Genomic DNA, 15438 nt, shown 5'->3' on the forward strand with positions numbered 1-15438 from the left:
CTCCGGCTGCACCAGACCATGAATGAGTGAGAAGCGAAATCTTCGCCGAACCACGAGGAAGGAAGCATCGGCCACGCCAACGGCCAACCACAACTGAACATTCTCACGACTGACACACCGTCGGCAACACGCCGGCAAGGGTGTTGACAGTGTCAACAGGGCTGGAGGCCCAAAAACCGCGCCCAGCCTAGGGGAAAACGCGTGCCCGAGGTGGGACTCGAACCTGAATTTCGCCCTTGGAAACAAAGGGAACTCCAGAAAACATCCGCAATCCGAGCCAGTACGGCCGATATACGACCCGATCCGACGCCAAATCCGTTGACAGTGTCAACGCCCCTTTCTGACAGATTTTGAACAACTCCGAGGGACTGCCGCGCCTCCCGAAACAAGGGGCGCGGCAGCTCTGTGTTCTGCCGAAGTCTTCCGGGCGATTGTTCCCCACAGCCGCTTCCGGATCCACCAGATCAAAGGGTCGGTCCCGCCGTGAAGGGAAACCGGTCCGCCCTCCTCGTTCCAATGTGTTTGAAGCTTCCTCAATCGAGGCGACTTTCCCTCGCGCCGCCACGTTTGCGGACGAGTTGCTTGCATCGTAGTCCCTTGGGATGGTCGGTCAGTTGCGCGCAGCTGTTCGGAAGCAGCAGTCTCCACACTGGTGAACCGGGGTGTTCGACGTGCGGGCGGTACCGCGCCACTACCCCGCCCAACGCCGAACACGTTTTGGAAATAGGGACTTTCAGATTGCGGAGCTCTCGGGAGAGAAGTCCCGCGAGCTCAGGCCTGACGCCCATGCTCGTCCGTAGACAGATAGGTCTCTCAGCTGCCGGGTGATTTCGGCTGCGGTCTGGTTGCTACCGCCCTCGACCCACCAGGTGAGAACACCGACAATTTCTCCTGCCCACGCCCGGGCCATGACATCGAGAGGGATCCGGGGCGCGGCGCCGAACCTCCTGGCCCGTTCGGTGAAGGTTTCCTCGGCTTTCCGGGCCACGGCATCCGTGAGTTCCCGCAAGGCCGCACCATCTCCTTCCCCGCGCAGGATGACTTGGTACGTTGCCCGCTCTTGTTCCGCGTGCTCGAAAATGCGGAGCACCGGAAGTCCGGAGAATCCCTGCGGCTGGGCGTCTTCGATGGCCGGCATCAGCTGTTCACGGTCCGCGGCGACTTCTCTTGCGATGCTTAGCAGCAGGTCATCCTTGTCCCTGTAGTGGGCGTAGAAGGTGCCTCGGGCTATCTCGGCGCGGGCGAGGATCTCATCTATCGTCACCGAGCGGAAGCCCTTCTCCAGCACGAGACCAACGAATGATGCCCGGATCGCGGCACGGGAACGCACCGCTCGACGATCTCCGACTGCAACCATATGGCTCTCCCCTCCCAAACCTCATACGAAAACATAGCGGCTGAGGTAACGCCCGCCAGGGCCATTGACGCATGACCTGGATCACACTATAGTCCTGAACACTCAGTCTAGTAATAGACGACACGTCTAGTTTTGGAGTGAAATTGAATCTTGGTCGTTATGTGCGCCGAATGGCCACGTTCCAGCCCGATGCCGAGGCGCTCATCTGCGGGGAGATCCGTCTGAGCTACAGGGCACTGGATGAACGCAGCGATCTTCTCGCCGCTGCGCTCCAGGACGCGGGCCTCCGGAAGGGCGATTGCGTGGCCACCCTGGCCTGGAACACTTCCGATCTGGTGGTCACGGAAGTTGCCCTGTACAAGGCCGGACTTGTCCGGGCGCCCATAAACGCCAGGCTCGAAGTTCTGGAGATCCGCCATTTGCTGTCCGAGTCGGGGGCCAAGGTCCTTCTCACCGATTCAGAACACCTTGAGATGGCAAGCGCGGCATCGAAGGGCACAGGCGTTGGGCTCACCATCTGCTACGACGGCCCCAGCGACACCGTGCCCGGTTTCGAGGAACTGCTGAGCAGCACGACGCCTATCCCGGTCGACGTGGAATGCTGCGAGGACGACCTCGCGGTGCTTCACTTCACGTCCGGTTCGACCGGGAAGCTAAAGGCCGCAATGCAGAGCTACGGCAATCGCATGGTGCTGATGCGCAAGAACACCATGCATCCCGACACCCGAATCGAACCAGGGGGCAAGCAAATCCTCGCCGGACCCATCACCCACGCCTCGGGGATGCCGCTGATGAGCATCTTCTTCACCGGCGGCTGCGCCATCGTCATGCGGAACTGGGACCCGGTGGACTTCCTCACGCTCGTCGAGCGTGAGCGGGCCACGCACGCGTTCCTCGTCCCCACCATGATCAACACGGTTCTTGCCAGGCCGGACGCCGCGGACTATGACCTTTCCAGCCTCCGGCGTGTGATCTACGGGGCGGCTCCCATGTCCGCGCAGCGGATTCAGGAAGCATGGAACCTCTTCGGCCCGGTGCTGGCCCAGGGCTTCGGCGCCGGAGAGACGACGTCGGGGGTCATGTTTCTGAGCACTGAAGACCATCGCAGAGCGATCGAGGGGGAGGATCCAGAGCTTTTGCTCTCCTGTGGTCGGCCGTTCACGGAGACAGAAGTGCAAGTCATCGACGACGAGGGCAAGCCGGTGGCCCCGGGAGAAATAGGTGAGGTCGCCGTACGCGGGCCCGATGTCGTGGCCGGCTACTACCGGGACCCGGAGCTGACCGCCGCAAGTTTCGCCGACGGATGGTTCCTCACAGGTGACCTCGCGCGCTGCCGCGAGGACGGCTACGTGTTCATCGTCGACCGGAAGAAAGACATGATCATCTCCGGCGGCTTCAATATCTACTCCGTCGAGGTCGAATCCGTGCTGCACCAGCACCCCGGGGTGCTGGAAGCCGCCGTCGTCGGAGTCCCCGACGAGGAATGGGGCGAAGCCGTCAAGGCCGTTGTCGTCCCCCGCGACGGCGTCGTACTGGACGAGCAAGAGCTGATCGCATTCTGCTCAAAGCGCCTGTCCCGGATGAAAAAACCACGATCGGTCGACTTCGCACCAGTGCTGCCGATCAACCAGAACGGTAAGACCGACCGCAAAACGATCCGCGAACGGTACTGGGCCAGTGCCGCCCGCCACGTCAACTAACCCAGGAGCATCGATGACTTTCACACTCGAACCGACCTATCACGACAATCCCCGGCTCCAGCACCTTATCGAGCAGCTACGAAGCTACCTGCTTCAGGAACTAATCCCCTACGAGCAGGAACACGGGCTTACGCCCGAGACGAACCTCAGCCGCGAAATACTCGAACCCGTGTGGCGGCGCAGTCGCGAGCTCGGCTTCTACGGAATCAGCCTCCCGGCCGAACTTGGCGGGCAGGGCATCACCATCAGCGAACTGTGTGCGCTGAAGGAAGAACTGACAGCGCACGGCTCCGTACTGTCCCACTCCGTCCTGGGCGACATGGGCGGCCCGCTCCGGGCCGGGTCCATCATGCAGTACGCAACGCCGTACCAGCTAGAGCGATACCTCATGCCGGTGATCCGGGGCGAACGAGCGTGCTGTTTCTCGATCACCGAGGCCGACGCCGGATCCGATGTCCGGCGCATGAGGACGACCGCGGAACCGGACGGCGAGCACTACATCCTCAACGGGGCAAAGGTCTTTAGCTCGGCAGCTCCATTCGCTGACTTCGCGATCGTGGTCGCCCGGATGGCCGACAAAGAGGAGCTTTACAGCGCTTTCCTGGTGGATCTCAACACACCCGGCTGCACGGTCCGCGAAGGCGAAGTCCCGATGTCCGGTCAGCAGATCGAGGGAGACCTCGACTTCGACAACTGCCGCGTCCCGGCAGAAAACCTGCTCGGCAAAATCGGGGAGGGAATGCGCATCGGCATCGGGCGGATCACCCTGAACCGGCTCCTGCACAGCCCCTCCATCATCGGAGCCGCCCGCCGGGCATGGAACCTCTCCGTGGAATTCAGCAAAGACCGCATCGCCTTCGGCCAGCCGCTGCTGGCACTCCAGGCCATCCAGCACAAGCTGGCAGAGATGGCCACGGAGATTTACGCCGCCCGCTCCATGGTGACCGCAACCGCGGCAGCGCTCGACCGCGGCCAGGACATTGCTGTGGAGGCGAACATGTGCAAGCTGTTCGCCGCCGAGGCCTGCTTCCGGGTGGCCGACCAGGCAGTACAGATCCATGGGAAGGCCGGACTGACCCACGGCAACGAGATTGAGCAGCTGTTCCGGACCCTGCGTATGTTCCGCATCGTGACCGGAACCAGCGAGATCCACAAGAACGCGATCGCCAGGTCCCTCGCCTGAGCCCAGTGCGAAAACACGGCAGATCCTGCCCGGGTCCTAGAACTTCCACATTCCCCGTACGCCGCCCATAAGGAAGACCATGACAAACGCGTCACCCCTCACGATGAAGGAAGGCTCCGACACAAGCCCAAAACTCCTGGGAGTCATCGGCTTCCTGGTCCTGGTCGAATTCGTCAGCGGCCTCCTGCAGGGCTTCTACGATCCCCTGCAAAAGCTCTTCGCCATTGAGTACCAGGTCGGTGACGCCCAGATCACGTGGTTCCACGCCGTCCAGAGTCTGTCCGCGGCCATCAGCGTCCCGCTTCTGGCCAAACTCGGTGACATGTTCGGACACCGCCGAATCCTCCGGATTGCCGTCGTCGTGGTGCTTATCGGCACGCTGCTCACGGCATTCGCACCGAACTTCGCTGTGCTGCTGGTCTCCAGGATCTTCACGGGCCCGATCGCCGTATGGCTGCCATTGGAAATAGCGCTCGTCCATCACAGGGTCTCCGGTGAGCGCGCCCGCCGTACGATCGGCATCCTGGTTTCAGTCCTAACGCTCGGAGCCGTTGTCGGAACGATCCTGTCCGGGGTCATCATCAGCTGCGCCGATCTCTCACTGGCCCTGCTGTTACCCCCGGTCTTCATCTCCGCGGCCCTCTATGCGGTGATGTTCCGCATTCCGGAGTCTCCCACGCGATCGGCTCCCGGGATCGATGGCCTCGGTCTGGCCGGCCTGGCCGGCGGCATGGTCCTCCTTCTGCTGGGCATGAGCCAGATCGCCCACCAGGGATTGCGATCCGGACTGGCCTGGGCACTCATCGGCGGCGCCCTAGCTGTGCTCTCGGCGTGGGTCCTGTGGGAACGCCGGACCGCATACCCGGCGGTCGACATCCGCATGCTCGCCTGCCCAAGGCTAGCCCCCCTCTACATCGCCGGATTCCTCTTCGGCTGCGTACTCTTCGGTTTTCAGTCCCCGCTCACCACCTTCGCAGCCTCCGACCCCGTTTCCGACGGCTACGGACTGGGCCTACCGACCGTAGCCATCTCCATCGTCATCGCCGTATTCACCATCCTCACTTCACTCGGCGCCGCGAGCTTCACGCTGGCCAGCCACCGGATAGGGATGAAAAAAGTTCTCGTCACCGGCGCGGGCCTCGCCGCCTGCGGTTTCGGCTTCTTTGCCGTCGAACACTCAGCAGCATGGACCGTGTTCGTGCTGGCAGTCCCCGCCGGCATCGGCATGGGCCTCCTGATGGGATCCCTACCGGCCCTGATCGCCGAAAACGCGCCCGATGCCAGCACCGGCATCGCCACCGGAGTCTACAACTCACTGCGCACACTGGGCGGCTCCATGGCCGGTGCCCTGTTCGGCATCATCCTCACGGTCTTCGCTCAAGCTGACGGTTCCGCGAGCGACGGCGGCTACACCCTTATCTGGGTCATCGCCGCAGTCTGCTTCGCTCTGGCCGGGATCGTTCTCGCCATCAGAAAACCCGATCCGACACCCGGATTCTCAGCACGTCCCACGCCCACCGGCACCATGGCCGTCGTCGAGAACACGAATCAGTGAATCCAACAACAAGGAAAGAATCCATCATGAGTGAACTCACCACGGACGCTCACGCCACCGAACTGACAGGCGGCCTGCGTGCAGAGGCCGCCGAACTGCTGCCCGAGCTTACCGCTCTCCGGCGTGAACTCCATGCTCACCCGGAAACGGGTACCGAACTGCCCCGCACCCAACGTCGGCTGCTGGGCGCCCTCGACCGGCTGCCCCTGGACATCACGCTCGGCGAGGGACTCAGCTCCATCGTCGCGGTGCTCCGCGGCGGCCACCCCGGGCCAACGGTGCTCCTACGCAGCGACATGGACGGCCTGCCCCTCACCGAACAAACCGGACTGCCATACCGATCCGAGAACGGGGCAATGCACGCCTGCGGGCACGACCTTCACATGGCCGGCCTCATAGGAGCAGCGAAACTGCTCGCCGCCCGCCAGGACCAGCTCCCAGGGAACGTCATTTTGATGTTCCAACCCGCGGAAGAAACCCTGCAGGGAGCCAAAATGATGCTCGCCGAAGGCCTCCTGAACGCCACAGGTGAACACCCCGTAGCCGCCTACGGCATCCACGTCGCACCAGGACCCAGAGGCCACTTCGGCCTCTCGTCCGGGATCTCAGCAGCCGGCTCCAACCGCCTGACCCTCACAGTGGACGGCAAGGGAGGACACGGTTCCCGCCCCCACGAAACCGTTGACCCCGTCCCGATCCTCGCCGAAATCATCCTCGCGCTGCAAAGCCTCGTCACCCGGCAAATGGACGCCCAGGATCCCGTGGTCCTGTCCATCACCACTCTCCAGGCGGGCACCGTCGGTAACATCATCCCCGCCCAGGCCAGTGCCGGCGGCACCATCCGCAACCTGAGCGAGGACTCCCTCAAACGCCTCACCGGGCGAGTCAACCGCCTGGTCAGGGGCATCGCCGAGGCCCACGGAGCCAGCGCCACAGCGGAAATCATCGAAGGGTGCCCCGCCCTCGTCAACGACGAAGCTCTCACCAACCAGTCCACGGACGTCCTCACCCGGATGTTCGGCGAAACGCGAGTGACACGCGCCGACGCCAGCCTCGCCGTCATGGGCTCGGAGGACTTCGCGTTCATAGCCCGGGAGGTCCCCGCCAGCTTCTTCCGGCTCCTCGCATCACCGGAAAAAATCGATCCCTCGACACTCGCATACAACCATTCACCGCTGGTGCAATTCGACGATTCCATCCTGGGAGACCACGCTGCCGCACTCGCCGCACTCGCCATCGACCGCCTCCAGCGCGGATAGCCTGTCTACAACAGCAACCTGCGAAACAAGTGAAGGAGTTGGCACCGAACCCGTCATCGGAGATGATTCCGGGAGTCGTGGCCGGGCCGGTCTTCCTCGCCGAAAGGGGTCGAGTACGCCAACGACCAGACAGCATCGCGCAGGCGCCATTCACCAGTCCTGGTGTCGATGGTCCTGACGGCCTTCAAGCCCACTCAGTCTCCGGCGTTGACAGCGCCGTCGATCAATCCCATGAACATGGTTTTGTGCAGCACGTCCACATGCTTGCGGGAGACTTCGACGGCGCGCTGACCGTCGCCGGCTCGCAGCGCCTCAACCAGCGCAACGTGGTCCCGGTTGGAAGTGTGAAGAATCTCGATTGGATACGGGATGAAGTAGGCGTAGAGCTCAGCCAAGGTCTCGTGATAGGCGTCCACTGCCGTACCCAAGGCCGAGGACGCCCCTACCAGCTGGTGAAAACGCTCGTCGGCCCGGTGGTATTCGGACCAATTGGAAGAGCTGGCCATTTCCCGGGTCAGCCGCTCAAGCTCATCAAGTTGCCCGGCCGTGGCGTTGACCGCAGCGTAGTGGGTCACAGCGCATTCGAAGAGGAGGCGCCTGTCCACCAGCCGATTCACGGCGCGGGATTCGGCCGGGGAAGCTACCAGCTCGGCCAAGACTTTTCGGGGCGGGTCATCTGCCACAAACGTTCCGCCGCCCCTGCCGCGCCGACGGACCACCACGCCCTGCTCGGCCAGACCCGCCAACGCGCGGCGTGCCGTGATCGGGCTAACTGAGAGGCCAACCGCCACATCCTCCTGGTCAGGCAGCCTCTCACCGGGCTTCAGCAGGCCCAAGGAAATGGCCATGCCAATGCGTGACCGAACAGCGTCGATGGCGCTCCGCCGGTCAATACCGGCCAGTGCGCCGGCACCGATGGGTGACCGGTCGGTGAGCTCGGGCTGACGATTCATACCCGCTACTTTACGGCCCACATTTCCTCCTTCCCATTATTTGATCATTATGATCTAATATCGTGTAGATCACATCCCCCAAACGTGGAGACACCCCATGCAACGAATCCTGTCCCTTGTCGCAGCCCAGGCGCCGCCGCGGCTGATCGGTGAACCCCTGTCCGCCTTCGCGGACGAGGCCAAAGCCGCCGTCGAAAGCAGCCCGGGCAGCAAGCTGGTGGTTTTTCCGGAACTTCACCTTTTCGGCGACTCCGAGCCGGACCTCCAGCGCACCGAGATGCTGCAGGCCGCTGCCGAGCCGCTGGACGGTCCGCGAGTGAAGGAGTTGCAGCAGCTAGCGGAGGACCTGGACACCTGGCTTGTGCCGGGCAGCGTTTGCGAAAGGGGGCCGGAAGGCCAGCTGTTCAACACGCAGCTTGTACTTTCCCCCGACGGCGGACTGGCCGCCTATTACCGGAAGGTTTTCCCCTGGCGTCCGTTTGAGCCCTACGATCCCGGCGACCGGTTCACCACCGTGGACCTTGCCGGTATCGGCCGGATCGGCCTGAACATCTGCTACGACGCCTGGTTCCCGGAGGTGTCCCGGCAGCTCGCCTGGATGGGCGCCGAAGTCATCCTCAACGTCGTCAAGACCACGACGCCGGACCGTCGGCAGGAACTGGTGCTGGCGAAAGCAAACGCCATCGTCAACCAGGTGTTCGTGGTCAGCGTCAACTGTGCCGGACCAACCGGCACGGGCCGCAGCATCATCGTCGACCCCGAAGGCAACACGCTTGCCGAGGCTCCGGACGACAGTCCCACCCTGCTCGCAGCGGAACTGGACCTTTCCGCCGTCGAGCACGTCCGCACGCACGGCACGGAAAACCTCAACCGCCCCTGGTCCCAGCTCCGCCCCGGCGAGGCCGCCATCGAACTGCCCATCTACCAAGGCCGGATGAACCCGGACACCTGGACGCCCCAGTCCCTCAACTCCTAAGGAAACAGCGGTGACAACGCAACCCACCCTCACCCGCACACTGAAACTGCCCTCCCTGGTGCTCTTCGGGCTGGCCTACCTGACCCCGCTGATCGTTCTTGGCATCTTCGGCGTGATTGCCGAAGCCACAGGCGGGGCGTCCCCCTCCGCCTACCTCGTCGCGTTGGTCGCGATGCTGTTCACTGCCCACAGCTACGGGCGCATGGCCATCACCTACCCCGTCGCGGGCTCCGCGTACACCTACGTGCGCCGATCCATCGACGCAAGGGTGGGATTCCTGGTCGGCTGGGCAATCCTGCTGGACTACCTGTTCCTGCCCATGGTCATCTGGCTCATCGGCGGCTCGTACCTTAGCGCGCAATTCCCCGCCGTGCCCATCGGCATGTGGGTTGTCGGCTTCATCGTGATCACCACCATCCTGAACGTCCTGGGCATCAAGGTCGCCGACAAAGCCAACTATGTACTGATGGCATTCCAGCTGCTGGTCATCGTCTTCTTCGTGGCACTGTCCATCGGCAACATCGTCTCGACCTCCGGGGCCGGCGGCCTCGCAAGCACCGAGCCGTTCTTCAACAGCACATCCAGCCTCGCCACCATCTCCGCCGGCGCAGCCATCGCCGCCTATTCGTTCCTCGGGTTCGACGCCGTCACCACCCTGACCGAGGAAACCATCGACCCCCGCAAGAACATGCCGCGGGCCATCATGCTCATCGCCCTGATCGGCGGCGGCATCTTCGTGGCGGTCTCCTACATCACCCAGCTGGTCCACCCCGGCGGCGTGTTCGACGACGCGGCCTCCGCCGCCAGCTCCATTGCGCTGCAAATCGGTGGCCAACTCTTCGGCGCGGTGTTCCTCGCCGGGCTCGTGGTGGCGCAGTTCGCCTCTGGCCTGGCCGCCCAGGCCAGCGCATCACGCCTCATTTTCGCCATGGGACGTGACTCTGTACTGCCCAAGGCGGTCTTCGGCCGACTCAGCGCGAAGTACCACACACCGGTGGTGAACCTCGTGATCACCGGTGCCGTGGGACTGATCGCCATCTTCCTGGACGTCGCCACCTCGACGTCGTTCATCAACTTCGGCGCCTTCACCGCCTTCACCTTGGTCAACGTCTCGGTCATCTTCCACTACGTCCGCCAACGCCGTGCCGGGCACCGGCTCAATGCCCTGTCCTACGTTGCCGTTCCGCTGGTCGGAGCCATCGTCTGCGGATACCTGCTCTCGCAGCTGGACAGCAACGCCATTACGCTGGGAGTGTCCTGGCTCATCCTGGGCATCATCGTCCTGGCTGTGATCACACGAGGCTTCAGAACGGCACCGCCGGAAATGGCCAGCACGGAAAAGGCGACCGTGGAGGCAGCCGCCTAAGCGCGGGCCCTCCTGGCACCGGGAAAGGGACGGGTATGAAGATAGCGCTGGGGCAGTTGGAGTCGGGCACCGACATCAAGGCAAACCTTGCTGACATTGACCGTTTTACAGCGGTAGCAGCCAATCACGGCGCGACCTTGGTTGCCTTTCCCGAGTACGCGACCTACGAGAAGAAAGTCATCGACGCCTCGTTTCCCGTGGTCGCCGAGCCCTTGGACGGGCCGACGTGCAACGCACTCGCCGCCATGGCCCGCCGCCACCGCATAGCGCTGGTGGCGGGCGTGGTGGAAACCTCCGAACAGCCGGAATCGGCCTACAACACACTGGTTGCGTTTGGGCCGGCCGGCAATCTGCTGGCGGCCTACAGGAAGATCCACCTATTCGACGCCCAGGGTTTCGGCGAATCAACGTTCATCAAGCCCGGCGCGTCCACCAGCCCGGTCATCTTCGAAGCCGAGGGCGTCCGATTCGGGCTCATGACCTGCTACGACCTAAGATTCCCCGAACTGGCCAGGGCCCTCGCGGACGCGGGAGCCGAGGTGCTGCTGGTCTGTTCCTCCTGGGTGCCCGGCACGCACAAGACCGAGCAATGGCTGGCCCTCAATGCGGCACGCGCCATCGAGAACAGCGTGTATGTAGCAGGAATTTGCCAAGCCCCGCCGATCTCCGTGGGACGCAGCCTGCTGGTTAATCCCATGGGTGCCACCGAAGCCGACCTCGGCCTCGAACCCACCGTCCGTGTGGCACAAATCTCCCCCGACGTAGTCGCCCGCACACGGGAACTGTTCCCAACATTCAGGCAACGTCGGCTATCGCCGCCTGCCCATTAGCGCGGGCGCTGGCTCACCCCCGTCGCACCGACCAAGAAAGGACCACCACCATACGCACAATCGCCCCTTTCACAACGCCAAAGGGCGTTGTTCTTGGTTATGGATTCGCGGGATAGCGGAGGATGGGCTTGCCTGAGCGGATATTTATCGTCCCTGCCCTCAAGGTCCCTGGGTAACCTCCTGGAAAAGTCTGTCGCCAGACATTGCCGTCGTGAACCGCAAACGGCAGTCCGGGCCCGGCCCTTATACGAGACATATCGACGAACAAACCACATATCGACGAACAAACCGTACGTCGCCCCCAAGCCGGGGGACCCAGCGATTCTAAATGCGAAGTTATCCGATTTCGACAAGTCTCTGCATTGCCGCAACCTTCCCGCTCCCGCATGGATGCAATACACCTTCGCGAGTGTCATTTTGATCCTCCGTTTTCGCTGGGCGGGCCCTGCGCACAATCAGGGCGCTCCGCGCCGGCCGCCCACGAAAATCTCATTCGGCACTCCTGCCTCGCCTATTTCCTCACGACATTCCCGTGGATCTGCAGGTTCCGCAAGTTGCACTCCGGTCCCCGAACCCCCGCAGAAACGCTCCTTGCCACCCCTCAAAACTCTGTCTGGTTTACAAACCCAGAAATCGAGCGCTCCGTAGCATCTGCGCCAGCCTGACGCTCACATAAACGATGGCGCCTTTAGCCTCAATCTTTCATGGGACGAGGTTTCGGTAACGGGTTGAACCCCAGCCGCTCCGCAGCCAACGCCAGAGCGGACGCAGCGACCAGCCGAACGATCAGCCGTAGACTCACGCCATGAAGAAAGGCTGGGGGCCGTTCGTGTCGCAGCTGTTGTTGCCGGCCGTCTGCAGGTCACCTCCTGCGACTTCCCCAGGGCATGCCCTGCCATTGGCTACATCAGCACCATTACGGTCAACCTTGAAGGCGACGTCGCACGAGTCGACGAGGTCAAGCTGTGCACAGCTGAGGGATGTTCAGAGCCTGAGCCAGTCCCCGGCCCTCCGGTACCGAAAACAACTGCCGTCCCCGACTTCACGCAGGGACCCGAGCCTGGCCTGGCACAGCCAGCCACGTCCCGACCGCCCTTCCGCAGCAGGAGAACTGACGCCGACAGCTGGACGTTCACCGTGAGCACAGGCCTCCCGGCACGAGTGACTGTGCGTGCCCTGGCTCCGGACGGAACCGTCTTGGCCGAACAGGACAGCGACCTTCACTGGGTCAGGGTCGGCGGCCCAGAGCAGTGCGGAGGGCCCATGAGGACGCCGCCCATCACCCTTCGGATCACACCAAGTTGACAGCAAATTTGATCAGTTGCAGGCGGCAGCGAACACCCAACTGGCAGCCTCCGGCACCAGCCATTCAGGCAGGATAGGGGCCTGCCGGGCTTCAACTTGGTTAGTCAGAGCAGGAACTCGCTGTGAACGTCCGGGCACAATCCAGCCCCTGGCAGCCCGAGGGACAGCGGGCTAAACTTACGAGCCCATCGAGACGCCGGCACTTCCGAGGTGCAGCTGGTCGATTTCGAACTCCTCCAAAGTCATGTCGTCCATCGAAACCCCCGCGGCCTGCATGGCCGGCCCCCACTTCTCCATCCCACGGTCGCACGCCTCGCGGGTCTCCCACGCGTCGACAACCCAGACCTCATCGCCATGATAGCCATCGACGTAGAACAACTCACCATCCAGCAGCTTCCCGCCGGTGGCCTGGTCCCGCACCGCCCGATACTGATCCTTACCAAGAGTCCGGCTTCTCGTTACCTGAACAAACATGGCAACCACTGTCCTTCACGTCGCTACCTCTATATGCCAAGAAAGTACAAAGCCCAATCACTTCGATCAAGAGATTCTGATTACAGAACCCTTAACATCGGTGGACCGGGCAAATCAGTCCCCTCGACGATCTTCTCCCCGTCTACCGCCGGGGCCTTTAGATGGTCAGACGTCTTGTTGCTGGAGCCGCTGGTGTGGCGGAGATTGCGGCTATGCGCGGGAAGTTGAAGAGCATTCGCCATCAGTGGCTCAGTTCCGCGATGTCGGTGTGCATCATCATCGTGTTGGCTGCTTGCACCAGTGAGAGTTCGTGAACTGCTTGGCAGCCGCACCGGCCTCCCGGATTATGTCCCACCGCTCGTGGCGTCCATGCCGCCCGAGAAGCTGCAGACGACGGTACTGACCTTCCGAGACAGGTTGCGCCTTGCCGCCACCGCCGGCGCCGAACCCCATCCCGTGCTCGCGGCAACATGGTCGGCGACGGAATGGGAGGTTCCGGGCCGGCTAGTGGAACGGATTCGGGGCAAGTCTCTGGCCGAAAAACTCCGGACCCACGTGTTCGAGCCGGCACGCATGACGGATTCGCTGATACCCGGCCCCGGGCAGCCCGCCGGAGCCGATGCTGCATGGCTACGTCCTATCCAGAAACTCGCGAATGGACTTCACACGCATCGATGCGATTGCCGGCTCCCGCTGACGCCGGCGTCGTCTCAACGCTCATCGACGTCGAGCGGTTCCTGGCCACGCCGACAACCGGCAGGCTCGTCAACGCCGGAACTTGGCAGCAGATGACAGACAGCAGCGCCTACGACCTGGGGGTGCAGACCACAGAAGATTAAATGCCCCGGCACGAAGCACGTGCTCGCCTCCGGCGGAGGCGGCCCCTGCGCCATCTACTCCCCGACGACCGCAGACGGCCGGCAGCAAGTGTCCGCCGCCATGGTACTGCCGCCGGCAGCACTGGACCCTGGCACCGTTCCCCTCTCGTCCGGCAGATGGAAGAAACACTACGAGAGCTACCGCTGCCGGATTATGTTCCTAAAGACTGTCCACAACTCCAGACTGGCTGCGGACCAATCGATCTGCACGCCACGGAATGGCCTTGACCTGAAGTCTTCCCGGTCAGAACCTGACTTCGATCTCGAAATCCGTCTCCGGAAGCCCGGTGAGCCGTGCAGCGGCGGCACTGATAACAGCAGAAATCCCCTCGAAGCTGCCCGCGTGTGCCACCAACTCAGGCAGTTCGCTCACTTCCAGGTCCAGGCTTCCATCCGCCGCCCGCTTAATATGTCCGGTGAGTTTCACGTTGGTCCTTCTTTCCAGCCTCCGGAACAAGCGTAATTGCTCAAAATCGCTCCACCCCCTTGTCACCAGGGCAGGATTTGCCCAGTTCTTGACCAACACCCCTGCGTAAACGCAGGACTTGCCCAGGAAATCTTCAGTGCCTGTCCGCGGCTTCGCTGCACGTCGGTGGAGGTGCGGCTCATCGCCGCCCACACTGCCCGGGGGATCCGGTACGAAGGGCGCGTGAAGCCGTCGTCGCCTTTCCCGTGCACCCGTTCAGCCGCTGCGACTGACGTCACACCAACCCCGCACCGGTCGAAGCCGCTGGGCCTGGGCAGCGTCGAAAATTGGCGCGTGCAGGCAGGTCTGGGCGCCTCCGGTCCGGTGATGCGAACCTTCGAACTGCGCCCCGATCCGCGATTAGCTGGTTTCCTTCCCCCTGTCGCTTGCACCGTGTCCGCACGACATCCTCCACACGACAATCGACCCCGACGATCTGTCCAAGGGGCTCGGTGTCAGATTGATCCAGGGAATCCGTCCCGGGCCTAATGACTTCGGGAACACGCCGGTGCACGAGTATCAACCGGGATGAGGGTCTGCGCGGCGGTCGATCGGCGGGATCCGCGTCCCTCTCGTTGCCCGACGACGCGGCACGCTGGCCCGCGGCGTCATTGCTGTCCATCGTTGAGTGCTCAGGGCACGCCCGCGAGTGCCAGACGAATCGGAAACATGGCGTCCAACTTCCGCCAGGGCGGTACCTGTCCCTGCCCACCGTGAAATTCCGCACCTGGTCATGGACAGGCCCAGCTCCAGCCCGGGCAGCGGGGACGGGATGGCCGCTGGTCCAGCAAGCCGCCGCGACACCGACGGGCCAGCAGCACTGTCCCGGGCTTGTGGGATTGCTGTGCCATGCAGGTGTGTCTGCCCGCGGCAATGAAGAGCCAGAATCATGCTGTTTGTCGTTCTGATGTCGTCCATGATCGCTGGGCCGGCCCTCCGCACAACCAGGGCGCTACCGCGCCGGGTACCAACCCAAAACTCTTGCTCGGCGTTCCTCCGTCACTTCCTTCCTCGCAAACTTTTGGGTTTGTCCCCGGTCCCCCAAGTTGCACTCCACGCCCTCAGCCCAGCGCCTGATCCTCTAACAGAATGACGCCACCAAACCAACGGCCACAGTCCACAACGCAAAAGGAGGG

12 protein-coding genes and 1 pseudogene are annotated in these 15438 nt (G+C 63.1%); 9 read left to right on the forward strand and 4 right to left on the reverse strand.

From position 1 onward, the window contains the following. Nucleotides 1-733: 733 nt before the first annotated feature. A complete protein-coding gene (locus LD110_RS21000) occupies nucleotides 734-1357 on the reverse strand; it encodes a TetR/AcrR family transcriptional regulator (RefSeq protein ID WP_225501882.1) in 624 nt (207 codons plus the stop codon). Nucleotides 1358-1527: 170 nt separating this feature from the next. On the opposite strand from LD110_RS21000, the gene LD110_RS21005 reads away from it, so the two are divergent. The 4 genes from LD110_RS21005 to LD110_RS21020 all read left to right on the forward strand — a co-directional run bounded on the left by LD110_RS21005 (nucleotide 1528) and on the right by LD110_RS21020 (nucleotide 7054). Continuing rightward, a complete protein-coding gene (locus LD110_RS21005) occupies nucleotides 1528-3057 on the forward strand; it encodes a long-chain fatty acid--CoA ligase (protein ID WP_225501884.1) in 1530 nt (509 codons plus the stop codon). Nucleotides 3058-3070: 13 nt separating this feature from the next. Beyond that, entirely contained in the window at nucleotides 3071-4240 is a 1170-nt protein-coding gene (locus tag LD110_RS21010; RefSeq protein ID WP_225501885.1) for an acyl-CoA dehydrogenase family protein, read from the forward strand. 79 nt (nucleotides 4241-4319) lie between these two features. Then, nucleotides 4320-5795, forward strand: coding sequence for an MFS transporter (locus tag LD110_RS21015; protein ID WP_225501886.1), 1476 nt, complete (start codon nucleotides 4320-4322; stop codon nucleotides 5793-5795). 26 nt (nucleotides 5796-5821) lie between these two features. Beyond that, nucleotides 5822-7054 carry a M20 family metallopeptidase gene (locus tag LD110_RS21020; RefSeq protein ID WP_225501887.1) on the forward strand — a complete coding sequence of 411 codons (1233 nt, stop codon included), beginning with the start codon at nucleotides 5822-5824 and terminating at the stop codon, nucleotides 7052-7054. A 194-nt stretch (nucleotides 7055-7248) separates the two neighbouring features. Here the strand turns inward: LD110_RS21020 and LD110_RS21025 are convergent, their stop codons facing one another. After that, a complete protein-coding gene (locus tag LD110_RS21025; protein WP_225501888.1) occupies nucleotides 7249-8007 on the reverse strand; it encodes a FadR/GntR family transcriptional regulator in 759 nt (252 codons plus the stop codon). Between the two features lie 97 nt (nucleotides 8008-8104). Here LD110_RS21025 and LD110_RS21030 point away from each other — a divergent pair, with 97 nt between their 5' ends. From LD110_RS21030 to LD110_RS21040, 3 genes are read left to right on the forward strand one after another with little or no spacing between them, the layout of a single operon-like run. Then, nucleotides 8105-8983 carry a carbon-nitrogen hydrolase family protein gene (locus tag LD110_RS21030; RefSeq protein WP_225501889.1) on the forward strand — a complete coding sequence of 293 codons (879 nt, stop codon included), beginning with the start codon at nucleotides 8105-8107 and terminating at the stop codon, nucleotides 8981-8983. Between the two features lie 10 nt (nucleotides 8984-8993). Beyond that, nucleotides 8994-10349 (forward strand): APC family permease, encoded by a 1356-nt coding sequence (locus LD110_RS21035; RefSeq protein WP_225501890.1) that lies wholly within the window; start codon nucleotides 8994-8996, stop codon nucleotides 10347-10349. A gap of 35 nt (nucleotides 10350-10384) precedes the next feature. After that, the gene (locus LD110_RS21040) at nucleotides 10385-11179 is read left to right on the forward strand and encodes a carbon-nitrogen hydrolase family protein (RefSeq protein ID WP_225501891.1); all 795 of its coding nucleotides are present in this window, start codon (nucleotides 10385-10387) and stop codon (nucleotides 11177-11179) included. Nucleotides 11180-12661: 1482 nt separating this feature from the next. On the opposite strand, the gene LD110_RS21045 is transcribed toward LD110_RS21040, so the two are convergent. Further along, nucleotides 12662-12958 carry a hypothetical protein gene (locus tag LD110_RS21045; RefSeq protein ID WP_225501892.1) on the reverse strand — a complete coding sequence of 99 codons (297 nt, stop codon included), beginning with the start codon at nucleotides 12956-12958 and terminating at the stop codon, nucleotides 12662-12664. Between the two features lie 300 nt (nucleotides 12959-13258). Here LD110_RS21045 and LD110_RS24130 point away from each other — a divergent pair. Further along, nucleotides 13259-13579, forward strand: a pseudogene (locus LD110_RS24130) (serine hydrolase); the annotation flags it as partial. 53 nt (nucleotides 13580-13632) lie between these two features. Beyond that, the gene (locus LD110_RS21055; RefSeq protein ID WP_225501922.1) at nucleotides 13633-13797 is read left to right on the forward strand and encodes a hypothetical protein; all 165 of its coding nucleotides are present in this window, start codon (nucleotides 13633-13635) and stop codon (nucleotides 13795-13797) included. Between the two features lie 283 nt (nucleotides 13798-14080). Here LD110_RS21055 and LD110_RS21060 read toward each other — a convergent pair whose 3' ends face one another. Continuing rightward, on the reverse strand, nucleotides 14081-14263 hold the full coding sequence (locus tag LD110_RS21060) for a hypothetical protein (RefSeq protein WP_225501893.1): 183 nt from the start codon (nucleotides 14261-14263) through the stop codon (nucleotides 14081-14083). Nucleotides 14264-15438 lie beyond the last annotated feature (1175 nt).

The organism is Arthrobacter sp. M4 (assembly GCF_020251205.1).
Lineage (GTDB): Bacteria > Actinomycetota > Actinomycetes > Actinomycetales > Micrococcaceae > Arthrobacter.

Coding starts and splice junctions, on each gene's coding strand:
- LD110_RS21010 (WP_225501885.1), top strand. CDS start 3,071: ATGACTTTCACACTCGAACCGACCTATCACGACAATCCCCGGCTCCAG.
- LD110_RS21015 (WP_225501886.1), top strand. CDS start 4,320: ATGACAAACGCGTCACCCCTCACGATGAAGGAAGGCTCCGACACAAGC.
- LD110_RS21020 (WP_225501887.1), top strand. CDS start 5,822: ATGAGTGAACTCACCACGGACGCTCACGCCACCGAACTGACAGGCGGC.
- LD110_RS21040 (WP_225501891.1), top strand. CDS start 10,385: ATGAAGATAGCGCTGGGGCAGTTGGAGTCGGGCACCGACATCAAGGCA.
- LD110_RS21005 (WP_225501884.1), top strand. CDS start 1,528: ATGGCCACGTTCCAGCCCGATGCCGAGGCGCTCATCTGCGGGGAGATC.
- LD110_RS21030 (WP_225501889.1), top strand. CDS start 8,105: ATGCAACGAATCCTGTCCCTTGTCGCAGCCCAGGCGCCGCCGCGGCTG.
- LD110_RS21000 (WP_225501882.1), bottom strand. CDS start 1,357: ATGGTTGCAGTCGGAGATCGTCGAGCGGTGCGTTCCCGTGCCGCGATC.
- LD110_RS21045 (WP_225501892.1), bottom strand. CDS start 12,958: ATGTTTGTTCAGGTAACGAGAAGCCGGACTCTTGGTAAGGATCAGTAT.
- LD110_RS21055 (WP_225501922.1), top strand. CDS start 13,633: ATGCGATTGCCGGCTCCCGCTGACGCCGGCGTCGTCTCAACGCTCATC.
- LD110_RS21025 (WP_225501888.1), bottom strand. CDS start 8,007: ATGAATCGTCAGCCCGAGCTCACCGACCGGTCACCCATCGGTGCCGGC.